This is a genomic window from Burkholderia sp. FERM BP-3421 (assembly GCF_028657905.1).
Taxonomy (GTDB): domain Bacteria; phylum Pseudomonadota; class Gammaproteobacteria; order Burkholderiales; family Burkholderiaceae; genus Burkholderia.
Window position 1 is genome coordinate 1,482,846 of the sequence record NZ_CP117781.1, and the last position, 14,803, is coordinate 1,497,648.

Here is a 14,803-nt window from a genome sequence, read left to right on the forward strand (position 1 = left end):
GGCGAGTCGGTTGTGCGTGCTTGCGGAGGGCATATGGACTTGCGGCCTATCGGTGCGATCTCGACGGTGTGCACGGACGGTTGGAATGCGGCAGCGCTCGATCGGGATGATGCATCGGGTATGCGATGCGGGAATGGGATCGGTGGCGAGCGTCGCACGATGCATGTCGTACGCGGGGTGGCGGGTGTGACGGGCGAGTCAGTCGTGCGTGCTCGCGTAGGGCATATATGTTTGGCAGCCTATTGGCGCGATTTCGGCAGCGTGCGCGGGCGGTTGGGGCGGGAGCGCCCGATCCGCATGATGCATCGAGCGCGCGACGCGGGAATGGGATCGATGGCAGGTGGCGCACGATGCATTTCATGGACGGGGTGGCGGGTGTGACGGGCGAGTCAGTCGTGCGTGCTCGCGTAGGGCATATGTGTTTGGCGGCCTATTGGCGCGATCTCGACGGCGTGCACGGACGGTTGGGGTGCAGCAGCGCCCAATCGGCATGATGCATCGGGTGTGCGACGCGGGAACGGGGCCGACGTAGGCCGAGCCCGATGCATTTCGTGCGCGGCGCGGCTGGTGCGAGTGCGTGCCTGAGTGGCGAATGCCCTGTCGTGCGCCACTCAGGCACGCGTGTTCGCGTAGGGCGTATGGCCCGGCGATTCCGACGGCGCGCGGGCGGTCGCCGCGTCGTTCGACGAAACCTGCTGCGCGTGGGTTCGCGAGCGGTGCGCCGTCGGCGTGTCGATTCGCGCGAGCCGGCGGACTTCCGGCTGGGCGGGAAATGGACTGCCTATATATAGCTGGATTCGATTCGACCCGCGACGACGGCGAGGATCGCGTGCTTCGGTTCATCCCGCGTTGCGCGGACCGGCGGGCCGACCGCCGGCCGGTCCGCCGCACGGATCATTGCCAGCGGCCGTCGATGTAGATCCAACTGGATCCATGGTGGCGCCAGTAGCCGGGCACCCAGCGATGACCTGGGCGGACGGCGATCCAGCGGCCGGGTATCCATATATAGCGGCCGTGCTGCCAGCGCCAGTAGCCGTCGGTCCAGAGATAGCCGTGGTGGCGCGGCGGCGGTGGACGCCGGTCATGGCGATGCGGCGGTGGCGGGCGGTTCGGGCGGTTGGGATGCGGCGGCCGGCCGGGACGAGGGCCATGGTCGGGCGGTGGCGGCCGCTGCGCGTTGGCGTGCCGGATCGGCAGGGCAAGGACGGCCGCGCACAGCGCGAGCAAGCAGTGACGACGGTTCATGGCATTCCCGGCGAATGGGTAGGCGAAGGGGGATGGACTTCACCATCGCGCAGCGCGGCTGCCCGGACGTTACGGCGCGGGTTACGGCCATTACAGCATGTCGTGACGGCCCGTTGCGGCGGCAACGGGCCGTCCGTGGCGGCGGGGCGCCCGGAAGAAGGGCTTGCGCAGCGAAGGGAGTCGGTAAAAAATGCTGATTTGGCTGTTTCATTCCATTACGTTTGTTGTTTCTATGCAACCGTCAAGACGGTGACACACAGGAATGGCACGCTGGAACCCATCAAAAAGACCTCGTCAAGAGGTCAAAAAAAGCCGTTAAAACAAATACTTATAACAGACTAGCATTGCTATTATTTCTAGTTCTGGAAAAGCTTATTTCTTTATTTGCGAATGGCGCGCCTAGGGTACACCCCTAAACTCACGGTTCCCAGAACGGGCAACCATCCGGGCGCGGCCATAGGCAGTAGAGCAGTACGACATGGCGCTTCCGGGCGGTTGCTGACCGTTTATCGAAACGAGGTCGCAAGGCCTGCCTTTTTTAAAAGGGAGCTCCACGAATGAAAAAGACTCTGATCGTTGCAGCAGCTGCAGCATCGTTCGCAACCGTCGCACACGCACAAAGCAGCGTCACGCTGTACGGCGTGCTGGACGCGGGCATCACGTACCAAAGCAATGTCGCCAGCAAGTCGCTGTGGTCGATGGGCACGGGTATTGATCAAAGCCGCTTCGGCCTGCGTGGTACGGAAGACCTGGGTGGCGGCCTGAAGGCAATCTTCACGTTGGAAAGCGGTTTCAACATCGGTAACGGCCAATTCCGCAACGGTGGCGGGATGTTCAACCGTCAAGCGTTCGTCGGCCTGTCGAGCAACTACGGCACCGTCACGCTGGGTAAGCAGTATGACTCCGTGCAAGACTACCTGGCACCGCTGACCGCAACGGGCAGCTGGGGCGGCACGTACTTCGCTCACCCGCTGAACAACGACAACCTGAGCACGAACAACGGTTACTCGCCGAACAACTCGGTGAAGTTCACGAGCGCGAACTACGCTGGCCTGCAATTCGGCGGCACGTACTCGTTCTCGAACAACTCGAACTTCGGTGACAACCGTGCGTACAGCGCAGGCGCAGCGTACCAGTTCCAAGGCCTGAAGCTGGCAGCAGCTTACTCGCAAGCGAACAACCCGGGCGACGCGAACACCAACGGCGCGATCACCACCGGTTCGCTGTTCGCAGGCCAAGGCCGCACCCGCGTGTACGGTGCAGCAGCAGGCTACGCATTCGGCCCGGCGCAAATCGGCGCAGCATGGACGCAATCGCGTCTGGACAACACGACGGTCCTGGCACAGTCGATCCGCGCTGACAACTACGAAGTCAACGCAAAGTACAACCTGACGCCGGCTCTGGGCCTGGGCGCTGCTTACACCTACACGAACGCCAAGCTGGGTTCGCAAAGCGCGCACTGGAACCAATTCGGCCTGCAGGCTGACTACTCGCTGTCGAAGCGCACCGACGTGTACGCGCAAGCTGTGTACCAACGTTCGTCGAAGAACGCTGGCGCGTCGATCTACAACGGCGACGTCACCACGCCGTTCAGCTCGTCGATCAACCAAACCGCAGCAACGGTTGGTCTGCGTCACCGCTTCTAAGCATGACGACGGCCGGATTCGTCCGGCCTTTGAAAAAGCCGCCTTCGGGCGGCTTTTTTTTGGTTCATTGCGGATTACCGGGGAAGGCAGCGCGGATCTTGAGGAAGAAGTATTCCTCATCCCGGTAGCCGTAGGCCCGACGCTTGATGACCTTGATGGTGTTGTTGATGCCTTCGACGACGCTGGTATTGAGCGGGTGTTTGCAGCGAGCCAGAATGCCGTGCCAGTAGCTTTGCAGGCGTTCAGCGAACAGTTTGAGCGGCGTAATGCCGCTCTGCTGAGCCTGCCTGATCCATTGTCCCCATGCCTTCTGAGCCCAGGCGGGTCTCTGGTAGAACCAGAGTCGCTTGAGTTCATCGCGTAGCAGATAGACGCACAGCAACGGCTGGTTGGCTTCCAGCAGTTCATTCAGATGTACCGCCTGATCTGCCCGCAAGTTCTGGCGATTGCGCAGCAGCAGCCAGCGGCTCGACTTCAGTACTTTGCGCGCAGGACGGTCGTGCCGAAGCTGATTGGCCTGATCGACTCGTACCCGGTCAATGACTTCACGTCCGTACTTGGCCACCACGTGGAACAAGTCATAGACGACTTCCGCCTGCGGGCAGTTCGCCTTGATTTCCGTCATAGGCGGTCGTCATATCGATGGCGACCGCCTCGATGCGCTCGGCAACGCCTTCGGAAGCTGCTCGAAGAAGGCTCGGGCGGTTTCGCGTGAGCGGCCCTGGCCGATCCATAGCACTTGCCGGCTGATCGGCTCAACAACCACGGTGGCATAGCGATGGCCCTTGTGGAGCGCAAACTCGTCCATGGCCAGATACCGCACCTGTTCCCAATCCGGCTCAACAATGCTGGCTTGCAAACTGGCTTTGTCGATCGATTTGACAGTGTGCCAATTCAGACCATAGAACGCAGCAACAGCCTGTACGCTGGCGGACTTCAGCAAGATCTCGCAGGCCTTGGCAAAGCGGGCAGTGACCCGTTGGTAACGCCCCAGCCAATCCAGCCTCTCCAACCGAGGGCCGCCGCAGTGGTCGCACCAGACTCGTCGGCGCGGCACATGGAGCACCACCCGGTATTCAAATAAGGGCAGATCCCGCACCCGCCGAACGGTCGTCTCGTGAATCTGCTGGCACCGTTTGCCGCATTGCTCGCAGACCATCACTTTGCTGACCGGCTTGAGATACAGAGACAGGGTTCGGCTTGCCTCCGACGGCCATTCCACTCGCTCAACCCGGTAGCCCGTCCAGCATCCCAATGCCTGTAGTGCTTTGCGATCCAGCAATTTGGCCTCCAACGCCCGTTTCCACTGGCGTCAGATTACCAACTGCACCCAAAGCTTCCACGGTTTCCCGCGATGAACCTTTTTTTATGCCCGCGCGCGCCGGGCATAAAAAAGAGGGCGCTTGGCCCTCTCTGCTTGCTTGATCCGTCCCTTTCGGCGTTCGCTCAGCGCGTGTAATCGCCGCTCGCTTCCGGCTGGAACACGATTTCCGCGACCTTCATGGTCTTGTCCGCGCCGTTCGGCAGCGTGATTTTCACGAGTTCGCCGTGCTGCGCGCCCAGCAATGCCATGCCGACGGGCGTAAACACGTTCAGGCGGCCTGCTTCGAGGTTGGCGGCGTCAGGGTACTCGATGGTCCAGGTCATGCTGTCCTGGGTCGTTTCGTCGGTCAAGGTGATCTGCGAATTCATCGTCACGATGGTCGGCTTGATCGCGCTCGGCTGGACGATGTCCGCGCGTTCGAGCAGCGCGTCCAGCATGTCCTGGAAACGGGGTTGGTGTTCGGCGTGCTTTTCGAGGCGGGCGACGTCGAGTTCGGTCAGTTGGCAGATGCGTTTTTTCATGTCGGTTCTCCAATGGATCGGCAAAGGCGGATAAGGCAGGCCAGCGAGGATCGCCCGGAGCCTGACCGACGCGGCTCCGGTTCAGGGGAGAGGGCTGTCAGGTCGGGCGCCGGGCTGCGGCGAGCGGTGCCGGGGCCGTGTGTCGAAAACGGGGATGCGCGAGCGCGCACGCGCGCGCCGCGCCAGGCGGGCGCGGCTGGAAGGCGTGAGCGGGTGGGGTGCGCATGAGCGAAGCCGTTAAGTTGTAAGGCAGATGATCCTTACGACTATACAACATCTCAGGCGGGCACGGCGCCTCGACACCTCCTCCAGCTTTCATATTGTTGCCAAAATGAATTAATTGAAGGGGCTATATACCGAGTGTGGCGATTTATATTTGCCACTGGTGCAACAGTCTATGTCGAAACTAGGGGTTTCCCCTTGTTCGTGCGCTGACTAGACTCAACTCAATCGCTTCAGACATTGGTGCCCGGGGCGAGGTCAATACAAGATCACGGAGGGAATTACCATGAAGTCATTCGTCTATGCCGCCGTTGCCGCCTCGATCCTTGCCGCGCCGCTCGCGGCGTTCGCCCAGTCGGACACGCAGCAGCCCGTCACCCGCGCGGAAGTGCGCGCCGACCTGATCCAGCTGGAGCAGAAGGGTTATCGGCCCGAAGCCAGCGATTCGCAGTATCCCGACAACATCCAGGCCGCGGAGCGGCGCGCGCAGTCGGCGCCGCAGACCCTGACCCACGCCGACACCAGCGGCTATGGCGTGCAGCCGGTCAACGAGACGCAATCCGGCCGTCGCATCGTCGTGGCGCCCAGCTCGCCGAACTCGATCTACTTCGGTCATTGAGAAGCGGCCGGGCGAGCGCGGTCCGACGCCCGCCCGCGTGCGATCCGCGCAGCCGACGGCTGCACGGATGCGCGAATCCGATAACGGAACCTCCGTCGCCGCATTCCGGCGGCTTTGCCCAGACGCCCTGCGTTTGGGCATTTTTTGCGGAATGCGGCGGACTTACTCGGTCGACGACGTGGCCGGCGTGCCGTGGATGTAGTGTTCGAGCTGGCTGATCGTGAACTGCTGGTCGGCGATCACGCTTTTCACGAGATCGCCGATCGAGACGAGGCCGACGAGCTTGCCCTGATCGATCACGGGCAGGTGGCGCATCCGATGCGTGGTCATCAATGCCATGCATTCGTCGGAGGTCTGCGACGGTTCGACGTAGCGCACCTTGGCCGTCATGATCTCCTCGACGCGCGTGGCCTTCGACGAGCGGTCGAGCAACACGACCTTGCGCGCGTAATCGCGTTCCGTGACGATGCCGGCGATGTCGTCGCCGTCGACGACGAGCAGCGCGCCGATCCCTTTCTCCGCCATCAGCTTGATCGCGTCGTAGACCGAGGCCGTTTTCGCGACGAGGTGGATCGTGTTGCCGTGATCAGGCTTGGATTTGAGAATCTGTGCGACGGTGGTGCTCATACGCTGTCTCCATTAGGCTGGGTGGGCGCGTCGCGTATCCGCGTCGGCAAGTCAAGTATAGATCCACATACGGCGCGGGCGCAGTCTGGGCAAGAGATTGACGGTAAAATCTGCCGGGCTACCATACAGAACAAGATCACTCAGATCACACTTTAAAGTTCATTCGCTCCATGCATTCGCTGACGCCTCCGACTTCCCCGTCGCCCCAACCCGCTGCCGCGCCCGCCGACGAGTGCGTGGCGCTCATCGCCACGGCCACGCTGCCGACCCGCTACGGAACCTTCACGTCGTATGCGTTCCGGGTCGACGGCAGCGAGGCCGAACATCTGGCGCTGGTGATGGGCGACGTCGCCGGGCAGTCGTCCGTGCTCACCCGGCTGCATTCCGAGTGCCTGACGGGCGACGTATTCGGTTCGTATCGCTGCGATTGCGGTGAACAGCTCGACCTCGCGCTGCGCTACATCGCGGCCGAGGGGCGCGGCGTGCTCTTGTACCTGCGCGGCCACGAAGGGCGCGGCATCGGCCTGAGCAACAAGATCCGCGCCTATGCGCTGCAGGAGCAGGGGCGCGACACGGTCGAGGCGAACCTCGATCTCGGCTTGCCGGACGATGCGCGCGAATACGATTCCGCGGCCGCGATCCTGCGGATCCTGAAGGTCACGTCCGTGCGCTTGATGAGCAATAACCCGAACAAGTTCGATACGCTGGCGAGGCACGGGATTCCCGTCTGCGAACGGGTTGCGCTCGCGGTGCCCGTGCGCGAGGAAAACGAGCGCTACATCCGCACCAAGCAAAGCAAGTTCGGGCACTACCTCAACGAGAACGAATAAGCGGTTTACCCGCCCAGCTGGCCCGCGCGCCGTACCTGGTACGGCCCGAAGCGCTCCTGCGCGATCGGCAGGCCGAAGCGGCGCCGCATCTCGGCCTGGATCCAGTCGCAGGCATATTGCGCGCAGTCGGTGAGCACGTGGCGGTCGGCATGGCCGTCGATGTCGTACACGAACCGCACGCCGACCTCGTCGTCGCTCAGGCAGCGTTCCAGCTGGTTCAGGTGCAGGCGCGGCGCGCGCGTCTGGGCGAGCGCGCGCAGCTCGTCGAAGTGGTACTCGAGCCAGTCGGCGAAAAACAGCGCGTCGCCGCGATCCGCGAGCCGGAACGCCGCGCTGCGCGACAGGCGCATGCCCGGCTCGGCCGTCGGCGGCGCGGCCGTGGGATGTTGCGTCGCCTCAGGTGCTGCGTCGCGGCTGGTCGGCGCGAGCGGCGGCTCGGCCGGGCGCAGCTGGCGGTGCGTGCGCAGCGCGTGCCAGAACAACGTGTCGCCGTGCGCGGTCGAGGGGTGCATCGTCAGGTCGTGCTCGTCCGCGCCGAGCATCTCGGCCTGGCGGATCACGAGGCGCAGCGTGCACAGCGGCGCTTCACCGGAAAACAGCGTCGCGGCGCGCGGCAGGCCCCACGGCTGGGGCAAGGGCGCGTGCGCGCGGAACACGAGCCCGTGCCGGTCGATGCGGGCGAGCGGCAGGCGATTGGCGAAGCCGGGGTAGGCGACGGCGATGCGGGTGCCAGGATCGCTGTCGAGCCCGGGCATCATCGCGCGGAACAGCGACGAATGATCCATCGAAAATCCTTCAGAAGCGGGCAGGGGCAAGTCGGCCGGCGTGCTCACGCGGCCGCGGCGGGCGGCGCGCAGAGTTCCGGGTCCAGGTCGAGGGCGGCCAGGGTCTGGCGATCGAGATCGATCCAGCAGGCGACCACCATGCGGCCGTCGATCGACTGCGCGGGGCCGGCCCGGTGGGCGTGCACGCCGATCCGGCGGAACAGGCGCTCCATGCTCATGAAGGTCACCCCGATCAGTTGCCGCGCGCCGCGCCGCGCCGCGCACTCGACCACCGCGGCCAGCATCGGTTTCACCGCCCACATGAGATTGCCCGCGTGCGCGGGATCGTCGGTGTTCGCGGCGAAGCGCGACAATTCCCACACTGCGGTCGATTGCGGCGCCGGCATGTCGGCGGCGAGCAGGTCCGGGAACAGTTCCTTCAGCAGGTACGGGCGGGTCGTCGGCAAGAGCCGCGCGCAGCCGCAGATGCTGCCGGCTTCGTCGCGCGCGAACACATAAACAGTATCATCGCGATCATACTGATCCCGCTCGAATGCTTCGTCCGCCGACGGCAGCTTCCAGCCCAGTTGCTCGACGAAGATCCGGTGTCGATATAGGCCCAGATCAGCGGCTAGATCGCTGGGTAGGCGGCCGTCGCCGTGAACGAAAGTCTGCATGATGTCCTCGTGTTTATGCTTTTGGATGGGCGCATTACATCGCGCGCCCCGAGGACAAGTAACTGTCAACCCTTACAGGATGAATTTGTACGAAACAAGACCGTTGCCGGGGTTGTCGCTGTAAGATTCAGATTGAAAAGATCGGATTATTTGCTTATAAATCAGCAATGTTTCGGACGATTGGAAACGCGCGGCCTGAGCGCGCGTCACTGCAGGGTGGAGCCGGTGCGATAAGCGTCGAATTGACCGAGGGCGGCCGCGGCGACGGCGGACGGCCAGTTGAGCTGGGCGAGGCGGCGTGACAGGGCTGCCGCCGTCGGCTCCATGCCGATGTCGGCGCCGAGGCGGTCGACGCCCATCACGTTGCTGCGCACGTCGCCCCAAGCGATGACGAGCGCACCCGTGGTACTGTCGATGTACCAATCCCAGCCGACCGTGATGTGTGCTGCACCCGCTCGCAGCGCGCGTTCCCATTCGGTGTAGCCGGCGAGGCGCGCGTCGATCGACGAGGTGCGCAGTTCGACCAGCAGCGAGGGATCGAGGCCGGACGAGACATGGACGAGCGGCAACTCGGCGAGCGTATGCAGCGGCACGCGCACGTAGCCGTCGGCGGATGGGCCGCAGAAGCGATGAAGCAGTGGTGAATTCATGCGCGGAATGTATCAGTCCGCGGGCAGGCTGAAACCTAGCAAGTATGACAGCGTGAAGTTGTCGGAGATCAAATGGAACTGCGCTGGCAAGATGCCTATCAACAATTTAGCGCTGCGGAAAACGAGCAGCAGCTGTTTCAACTCATCGCGGCCTATACCAAGCGTCTAGGCTTCGAGTATTGCTGCTATGGGATCCGGGTGCCGCTGCCGGTGTCGAAGCCGGCCGTCGCGATCTTCGACACCTATCCCGAAGGTTGGATGGCGCGCTATCAGGAGATGTCGTATCTCGACATCGACTCGACCGTGCGCGAAGGCGCGCGCACCACCAACATGATCGTCTGGCCCGACGCGGACACCGCCGACCAGCCGCGCCTGTGGAACGATGCGCGCGAGCATGGGCTGGCCGTCGGCGTCGCGCAGTCGAGTTGGGCCGCGCGCGGCGTGTTCGGTCTGCTGACGATCGCGCGCCATGCGGATCGGCTCACGCCCGCCGAAATCAACATGCTGACCTTGCAGACCAACTGGCTCGCGAACCTGTCGCACTCGCTGATGAGCCGCTTCCTGGTGCCGAAGCTCGCGCCGGAGGCGAGCGTCACGCTGACCCAGCGCGAGCGCGAGGTTCTGTGCTGGACGGGCGAAGGCAAGACCGCGTGCGAGATCGGCCAGATCCTGAGCATCTCCGAGCGCACGGTGAACTTCCACGTCAACAACATCCTCGACAAGCTCGCCGCGACCAACAAGGTGCAGGCCGTCGTCAAGGCGATCGCGATGGGCCTGATCGAGGCGCCGTGAGGCTGAGCGCCGCGCGGCGTCATTCCATCAGCGGTTCGGCTTCCCGGGCGGTCCAGCTGACGCTCGAGATGCTCTTCTCCATGCTCATCCGGCTCGCGATCTGTTCGAGCTTCTGCTGATCCTTCGGGTGCAGCTTGAGCGTCGCGGTCACCTTGATCCGCTCGGGCTGCTCGGGCACGTCCTCGCTCGTCAGGCTCTGGAACGACAGCGGCTTCGCGTACATCGAGTTCGACAGCAGTGTCCGGATATGCACTTCGTCGGACGCGAGGCAGATCGCCGTGATCTGGTATTCGCGCACCAGGTCCGCGTTGGAGACGGGCGTCGAGTTGATCGCCTGGCTCACGCCGCGCAGCAGCGTATTGGTGAGCAGTACGACGCCGGTGCCGGCGATGGCCGGCAGGAAGTGGCCGGAGCCCGACAGCACGCCGACCGCGGCCGAGCACCACAGGGTCGCCGCCGTGTTGATGCCCTGGATGGAGCCTTTGTCGCGCATGATCACGCCGCCGCCGAGGAAGCCGACGCCGGACACCACATAGGCCGCGATCTGCGTGACGCCGGCGATGCCGTTGCCGGTCAGGACGCCGAGCGTGACGAACAGGCATGCGCCGCTCGTGACGAGCGTGATCGTGCGCAGGCCGGCGGTGCGCTGGCGCATCTGCCGCTCCAGGCCGATCGCGACGCCGCAGGCGAACGCGGTGAAAAGACGAAGTGCGAAATCGAGAGTCATAGTTGTCCTGCCGTACATGTGACGTCGCCGTTTCCCAGCAACCGGCGGCGCGGGGGCTCGCGCATCGACGTCCTCGCGAGCAATGTACCGCGTGGACGGGGCAGGTTGTGTGAAACGGAGGGAGCACGCGCCGCGCGCACGGAACGCGGGCGGCGGCAGCGCGGCGGCTGCGGCAGGCGGGCGTTCAGGCGGCGAAGCGTGTGGGCGTTGCGCTGCTACTGTCCACGACGATTCCTGAATGATTGAATGGCCGGCATTCTAGGGGCGACCCGTCGCGGCCGTCAACCCGCGCGGCTGGCTGCGCGGCCGCATACGGGAAAGGGACGCGTGCCTCGCGCCCGCGTGAGCGGCGGGATGGATTCAGGCGCCGGGCGCGCGCACCAGCCGCACCCGGGTGATCTCGGACGGCGCGCCGAAGCGCTTCGGCGGCCCCCAGTAGCCGGTGCCGCGGCTCGTGTAGACCCACAGCCCGTTCAGTCGCGCGAGCCCGGCCGTGAACGGCTGCTGCAGCCGCACGAAGAAATTCCACGGGAAGAACTGGCCGCCGTGCGTATGCCCCGACAGTTGCAGCGTGAAGCCGGCGTCCGCCGCCGCATCGGCGCTGCGCGGCTGATGGGCGAGCAGCACGCGGATCCGGATGTCGGCGGGCGCGCCCGCGAGCGCCGCGTCCGGGTCGCTGCGATGGGCGGGATCGAAGTGGCCCGCCGAATAGTCGGTGACGCCCGCGATCACGAGCTGGCCGTCGCCGTGGACGAGGGTGCGATGCTCGTTGAGCAGCACGTCGAGCCCCAGCCGCCGGAATTCCGCGATCCACGCGTCGGCGCCCGAGTAGTACTCGTGGTTGCCGGTGACCACGTACGCGCCGTGCCGCGCGCGCAGCGCGCCGAGCGGGGCGGCGTGATGCGCGAGCTGCTCGACCGCGCCGTCGACGACGTCGCCCGTCACGGCGATCAGGTCCGGCTGAAGCCGGTTGACCGCCTCGACGATCGCCTCGACATAGCCGCGCTTGATCGTCGGCCCGACGTGGATGTCGCTGATCTGCACGATCGTGAAACCGTCGAGCGCGGCGGGCAGGCCGTCGATCGGCACGTCGACGTCGACCACGCGCGCGCGGCGGCGTGCGTTGACGAAGCCGATCGCGCTGACCGCCAGCGCCGCGAGCGGCACGCCTGTCGCGGTGGCGGCGCGCCAATGCGCGAATGCGAGCGTGCCGGGCGCGAACGTGTCGACCGTCAGCAGCGACGCGAGCAGCACGTCGCGCGCCAGCGTCAGCACCAGCAGCGAGGAGAAGAAACCCATCGCGAGCAGGCCGATCCAGGCGACGCGATCGCCGAGCGGCTGGCGCTCGAAGGTGCGCGACAGCATGCCGAGCGGGATCAGGAAGCACGACGCGACGAGCCACAGCGCGGCGCCCCAGCGCGCGGCGGGCGCGGCCAGGTCGGGAATCAGGCGGAAACCGACATAGGCGTGCAGCAGCACGCCGATGACGGTCAGCCGGAGCAGGAAGGCGGAAATGCGGCGCATGGGGAGACCGGCAAGGGAGGCGCCGGACGTGCCGGCGCGGGAGGGCGGAATGCTTACTCGATGCGCGCGATATCGTCGAAATCGAAGCGCGGGCTGCGCGGGAACAGGCCCTTCGGATCGCCGTAGCCGAGATTGACGAGGAAATTCGCCTTGATCGACGTGCCGGCGAAGAACGCGGCGTCGACCTGCGCGGGATCGAAGCCCGACATCGGCCCGGCGTCGAGGCCGAGCGCGCGCGCGGCGAGGATCAGATACGCGCCTTGCAGCGAGGCGTTGCGAAACGCGGTGGCCTCGATCAGCGCCGGGTTGCCCGCGAACCAGCTGCGCGCATCCGCATGCGGGAACAGGCGCGGCAGGTGCTCGTAGAACGCGAGGTCCATGCCGACGATCACGGTGACGGGCGCGGCCATCGTCTTCTCGAGATTGCCTTCCGAGAGCGCGGGCTTGAGCTTCGCCTTCGCTTCGGGGGACTTCACGAACACGAACCGGGCCGGGCTCGCGTTGGCGGAAGTCGGGCCGTACTTGACGAGATCGACCAGCTCGCGCAGCAGGGCGTCGTCGACGGGCTTCGGCTGCCACGCGTTATGGGTGCGTGCGGTGCGGAACAGTTGATCGAGGGCGGAGGCGGAAAGCGTCATGGTGGATCCGGATGAAAGCGCAAGCGGCGTGCCGCCGTGCGGCTAGAATTTCAAAAAGGGCCGGCGACGCGCCCGGAGGCCGGGCGCGTCGCCATGCCGCGATGATAGCTGGATGCGGAGAGTTTGACCGATGATGCCCGATTTGTTCGACGACGTGCCGCTGCCGGACGTCGACTGGCGGCCCGGCTGGATCGGGCCCGAGGCGGCCGGCGCGTGGCTCGCGCGCCTGAGCGCCGAGCCGGCCTGGCGCCAGGATACGATCCGCACGCCGCGCGGCCGGCTGCCGCTGCCGCGCCTGACCGCGTGGCAGGGCGAGGCCGATGCGGTCTATGTGTATTCCGGCATCCGCAACGTGCCCGCGGCGTGGACGCCCGCGGTGCGCGCGCTGCGCGACGCCGCCGAGGTGGACTGCGGCGCGCGCTTCAACAGCGTGCTGCTGAACCGTTACCGGAGCGGCGCCGACGGGATGGGCTGGCACGCGGACAACGAGCCGGAGCTGGGCGGCGAGCCCGTGATCGCCTCGCTGAGCTTCGGCGCGACGCGCCGCTTCGATCTGCGGCACAACGCGACGGGCGTCGTGCATGCGTACCGGATGACGAGCGGCAGCCTGCTTGTGATGCGCGGCCGCACCCAGGCGGAATGGCGTCATCGCGTGCCGAAGGAGCCGGCCGTGCAGGGCGAGCGGATCAATCTCACGTTCCGCTGGGTGACGCCGCGTGGGGTTGCGGCGGGGCGCGACGCCGCGTGAGCCGGCCGCGGGGCGGCGGGTGCTTCGCGTTATGATTCGGGTTGTTTTCCGTCACTTTCAGCTGCCATGGCTAAACCAACGACCACCGTCGCCGCGAAGCGGGGCGCCGCTTCCGCGCGCCCGCAGGCGGACGTCGCGCCCGCGGCGTCGGACAGCGACGATGGCGACGCCGCGAGCGGCGCCGCCGCCTATCTCGTTCCGGGGCTCGAGCGCGGCTTGCGGATCCTTGCCGAGTTCTCGGCGCGCGAGCCCGTGCTGGGCGCGCCTGAACTGTCGAAGCGGATCGGCATCCCGCGCACGACCACCTTTCGCTTGCTGCAAACCCTCGAGGCGCTCGGCTTTCTCGAACGCGTGAACGGCGACCGCCATTTCCGGCTCGGCGTGGGCGTGCTGCGGCTCGGCTTCGAATACCTGAATTCGCTCGAACTGACCGACCTCGGCGGGCCGGTGCTCGAACGTCTGCGCGAGGCGACGCATCTGTCCACCCATCTGCTGATCCGCGACCGGCGTGACGTGGTGTTCGTCGCGAAGGCGCAGAGCCATGCGTCGATGTTCGGTTCGGTGAAGGTGCATGTCGGGACCCGGCTGCCCGCGCACGCGACCGTGCACGGCCACGTGCTGATGGGCGATCTCACGCGCGACGCGATGCGCCAGCTGTATCCGGAGAAGCGGCTCGACGCATTCACCGAGCACACGCCCGCGACGATCGACGAGCTGTACGAGCGCGTGCGCCACTACGCGCGGCTCGGCTACGCGATCAGCGAAGGCGCGTTCGAGAGCGGCATCTCCGCCGTGACCGCGCCGGTGCGCGACCATTCGGGGTCGATCGTCGCCGCGATCACGGCGACCGTGCCGCGCTCCGAAATCGGCGGCGCGGGCGAGAAGGAGCGGCTCGTCGAGGCCGTGTGCGGCGCGGCCGTCGACCTGTCGCTGCGGCTCAACTATCGCCCGCTCGACACCGATCCGACCGTCGCGCACGCGCGGCACAAGGTCGCGATGGTGTGATGGTGTGATGGTGTGATGTGCCCGGGACGCCGCGCGCGCGGCGAGGCGCTCCTCGGCGGTCCGGATCCACAATCAGCAGACGGCGCGCTACCTGGCCCAGGAAGCGACGGTGCGCGTGCGCGTTGCGCGCCCATGCTGGCGCACTTGCTCTCGGAGGTGCGCGTGTATATCCGCGGCAATGACGATTGGCGCTTCGGTTCGCCGCGTTGCGAGGCGGTCAAGCGCCACGACCTTTCGCGGGCGC

15 protein-coding genes and 1 pseudogene are annotated in these 14,803 nt (G+C 65.8%); 6 read left to right on the plus strand and 10 right to left on the minus strand.

What is annotated here, in order from left to right:
- Positions 1-894 precede the first annotated feature (894 nt).
- Positions 895-1,245, minus strand: coding sequence for a hypothetical protein (locus tag Bsp3421_RS09510; protein ID WP_273998246.1), 351 nt, complete (start codon positions 1,243-1,245; stop codon positions 895-897).
- Between the two features lie 557 nt (positions 1,246-1,802).
- On the opposite strand from Bsp3421_RS09510, the gene Bsp3421_RS09515 reads away from it, so the two are divergent.
- Positions 1,803-2,891: a porin gene (locus Bsp3421_RS09515; protein WP_273998247.1), complete on the plus strand. Its 1,089-nt coding sequence runs from the start codon at positions 1,803-1,805 to the stop codon at positions 2,889-2,891.
- 64 nt (positions 2,892-2,955) lie between these two features.
- On the opposite strand, the pseudogene Bsp3421_RS09520 reads toward Bsp3421_RS09515, so the two are convergent.
- Positions 2,956-4,050, minus strand: a pseudogene (locus Bsp3421_RS09520) (ISL3 family transposase).
- Positions 4,051-4,337: 287 nt separating this feature from the next.
- Entirely contained in the window at positions 4,338-4,736 is a 399-nt protein-coding gene (locus Bsp3421_RS09525) for a GreA/GreB family elongation factor (protein WP_273998248.1), read from the minus strand.
- A 508-nt stretch (positions 4,737-5,244) separates the two neighbouring features.
- Here Bsp3421_RS09525 and Bsp3421_RS09530 point away from each other — a divergent pair.
- Positions 5,245-5,577 carry a DUF4148 domain-containing protein gene (locus Bsp3421_RS09530; protein WP_273998249.1) on the plus strand — a complete coding sequence of 111 codons (333 nt, stop codon included), beginning with the start codon at positions 5,245-5,247 and terminating at the stop codon, positions 5,575-5,577.
- Positions 5,578-5,739: 162 nt separating this feature from the next.
- On the opposite strand, the gene Bsp3421_RS09535 is transcribed toward Bsp3421_RS09530, so the two are convergent.
- Positions 5,740-6,204, minus strand: a complete 465-nt coding sequence (locus Bsp3421_RS09535) for a CBS domain-containing protein (RefSeq protein ID WP_273998250.1) — start codon at positions 6,202-6,204, stop codon at positions 5,740-5,742.
- A 170-nt stretch (positions 6,205-6,374) separates the two neighbouring features.
- Here Bsp3421_RS09535 and ribA point away from each other — a divergent pair, with 170 nt between their 5' ends.
- Positions 6,375-7,034, plus strand: a complete 660-nt coding sequence (ribA, locus tag Bsp3421_RS09540) for a GTP cyclohydrolase II (protein ID WP_273998251.1) — start codon at positions 6,375-6,377, stop codon at positions 7,032-7,034.
- A gap of 5 nt (positions 7,035-7,039) precedes the next feature.
- On the opposite strand, the gene Bsp3421_RS09545 is transcribed toward ribA, so the two are convergent.
- The 3 genes from Bsp3421_RS09545 to Bsp3421_RS09555 form a co-directional block, all read right to left on the minus strand.
- Positions 7,040-7,819 carry a hydroxymethylglutaryl-coenzyme A reductase gene (locus Bsp3421_RS09545; protein WP_273998252.1) on the minus strand — a complete coding sequence of 260 codons (780 nt, stop codon included), beginning with the start codon at positions 7,817-7,819 and terminating at the stop codon, positions 7,040-7,042.
- 44 nt (positions 7,820-7,863) lie between these two features.
- Positions 7,864-8,475, minus strand: a complete 612-nt coding sequence (locus tag Bsp3421_RS09550) for an acyl-homoserine-lactone synthase (RefSeq protein ID WP_273998253.1) — start codon at positions 8,473-8,475, stop codon at positions 7,864-7,866.
- 206 nt (positions 8,476-8,681) lie between these two features.
- Positions 8,682-9,125: a DUF4902 domain-containing protein gene (locus tag Bsp3421_RS09555; RefSeq protein ID WP_273998254.1), complete on the minus strand. Its 444-nt coding sequence runs from the start codon at positions 9,123-9,125 to the stop codon at positions 8,682-8,684.
- 72 nt (positions 9,126-9,197) lie between these two features.
- On the opposite strand from Bsp3421_RS09555, the gene Bsp3421_RS09560 reads away from it, so the two are divergent.
- Complete coding sequence (locus Bsp3421_RS09560; RefSeq protein WP_273998255.1) at positions 9,198-9,917, plus strand: autoinducer binding domain-containing protein; 720 nt, start codon at positions 9,198-9,200, stop codon at positions 9,915-9,917.
- A gap of 19 nt (positions 9,918-9,936) precedes the next feature.
- Here Bsp3421_RS09560 and Bsp3421_RS09565 read toward each other — a convergent pair whose 3' ends face one another.
- From Bsp3421_RS09565 to Bsp3421_RS09575, 3 genes are all read right to left on the minus strand, one after another.
- Positions 9,937-10,644, minus strand: coding sequence for an MgtC/SapB family protein (locus tag Bsp3421_RS09565; RefSeq protein ID WP_273998257.1), 708 nt, complete (start codon positions 10,642-10,644; stop codon positions 9,937-9,939).
- 360 nt (positions 10,645-11,004) lie between these two features.
- Positions 11,005-12,168 carry a metallophosphoesterase gene (locus Bsp3421_RS09570; RefSeq protein ID WP_273998259.1) on the minus strand — a complete coding sequence of 388 codons (1,164 nt, stop codon included), beginning with the start codon at positions 12,166-12,168 and terminating at the stop codon, positions 11,005-11,007.
- Positions 12,169-12,221: 53 nt separating this feature from the next.
- On the minus strand, positions 12,222-12,806 hold the full coding sequence (locus Bsp3421_RS09575) for a malonic semialdehyde reductase (RefSeq protein WP_252986037.1): 585 nt from the start codon (positions 12,804-12,806) through the stop codon (positions 12,222-12,224).
- A 133-nt stretch (positions 12,807-12,939) separates the two neighbouring features.
- Between Bsp3421_RS09575 and Bsp3421_RS09580 the strand changes: the two genes are divergently transcribed.
- Both Bsp3421_RS09580 and Bsp3421_RS09585 read left to right on the plus strand, forming a co-directional pair.
- Positions 12,940-13,554 (plus strand): alpha-ketoglutarate-dependent dioxygenase AlkB family protein, encoded by a 615-nt coding sequence (locus Bsp3421_RS09580; protein WP_273998336.1) that lies wholly within the window; start codon positions 12,940-12,942, stop codon positions 13,552-13,554.
- 66 nt (positions 13,555-13,620) lie between these two features.
- Entirely contained in the window at positions 13,621-14,559 is a 939-nt protein-coding gene (locus Bsp3421_RS09585; protein WP_273998261.1) for an IclR family transcriptional regulator, read from the plus strand.
- Positions 14,560-14,803 lie beyond the last annotated feature (244 nt).

Excerpts from the sequence above, each read along its gene's own strand:
- Bsp3421_RS09510 (WP_273998246.1), bottom strand. The coding sequence starts at position 1,245 with ATGAACCGTCGTCACTGCTTGCTCGCGCTGTGCGCGGCCGTCCTTGCC.
- Bsp3421_RS09515 (WP_273998247.1), top strand. The coding sequence starts at position 1,803 with ATGAAAAAGACTCTGATCGTTGCAGCAGCTGCAGCATCGTTCGCAACC.
- Bsp3421_RS09525 (WP_273998248.1), bottom strand. The coding sequence starts at position 4,736 with ATGAAAAAACGCATCTGCCAACTGACCGAACTCGACGTCGCCCGCCTC.
- Bsp3421_RS09530 (WP_273998249.1), top strand. The coding sequence starts at position 5,245 with ATGAAGTCATTCGTCTATGCCGCCGTTGCCGCCTCGATCCTTGCCGCG.
- Bsp3421_RS09535 (WP_273998250.1), bottom strand. The coding sequence starts at position 6,204 with ATGAGCACCACCGTCGCACAGATTCTCAAATCCAAGCCTGATCACGGC.
- ribA (WP_273998251.1), top strand. The coding sequence starts at position 6,375 with ATGCATTCGCTGACGCCTCCGACTTCCCCGTCGCCCCAACCCGCTGCC.
- Bsp3421_RS09545 (WP_273998252.1), bottom strand. The coding sequence starts at position 7,819 with ATGGATCATTCGTCGCTGTTCCGCGCGATGATGCCCGGGCTCGACAGC.
- Bsp3421_RS09550 (WP_273998253.1), bottom strand. The coding sequence starts at position 8,475 with ATGCAGACTTTCGTTCACGGCGACGGCCGCCTACCCAGCGATCTAGCC.
- Bsp3421_RS09555 (WP_273998254.1), bottom strand. The coding sequence starts at position 9,125 with ATGAATTCACCACTGCTTCATCGCTTCTGCGGCCCATCCGCCGACGGC.
- Bsp3421_RS09560 (WP_273998255.1), top strand. The coding sequence starts at position 9,198 with ATGGAACTGCGCTGGCAAGATGCCTATCAACAATTTAGCGCTGCGGAA.
- Bsp3421_RS09565 (WP_273998257.1), bottom strand. The coding sequence starts at position 10,644 with ATGACTCTCGATTTCGCACTTCGTCTTTTCACCGCGTTCGCCTGCGGC.
- Bsp3421_RS09570 (WP_273998259.1), bottom strand. The coding sequence starts at position 12,168 with ATGCGCCGCATTTCCGCCTTCCTGCTCCGGCTGACCGTCATCGGCGTG.
- Bsp3421_RS09575 (WP_252986037.1), bottom strand. The coding sequence starts at position 12,806 with ATGACGCTTTCCGCCTCCGCCCTCGATCAACTGTTCCGCACCGCACGC.
- Bsp3421_RS09580 (WP_273998336.1), top strand. The coding sequence starts at position 12,940 with ATGCCCGATTTGTTCGACGACGTGCCGCTGCCGGACGTCGACTGGCGG.
- Bsp3421_RS09585 (WP_273998261.1), top strand. The coding sequence starts at position 13,621 with ATGGCTAAACCAACGACCACCGTCGCCGCGAAGCGGGGCGCCGCTTCC.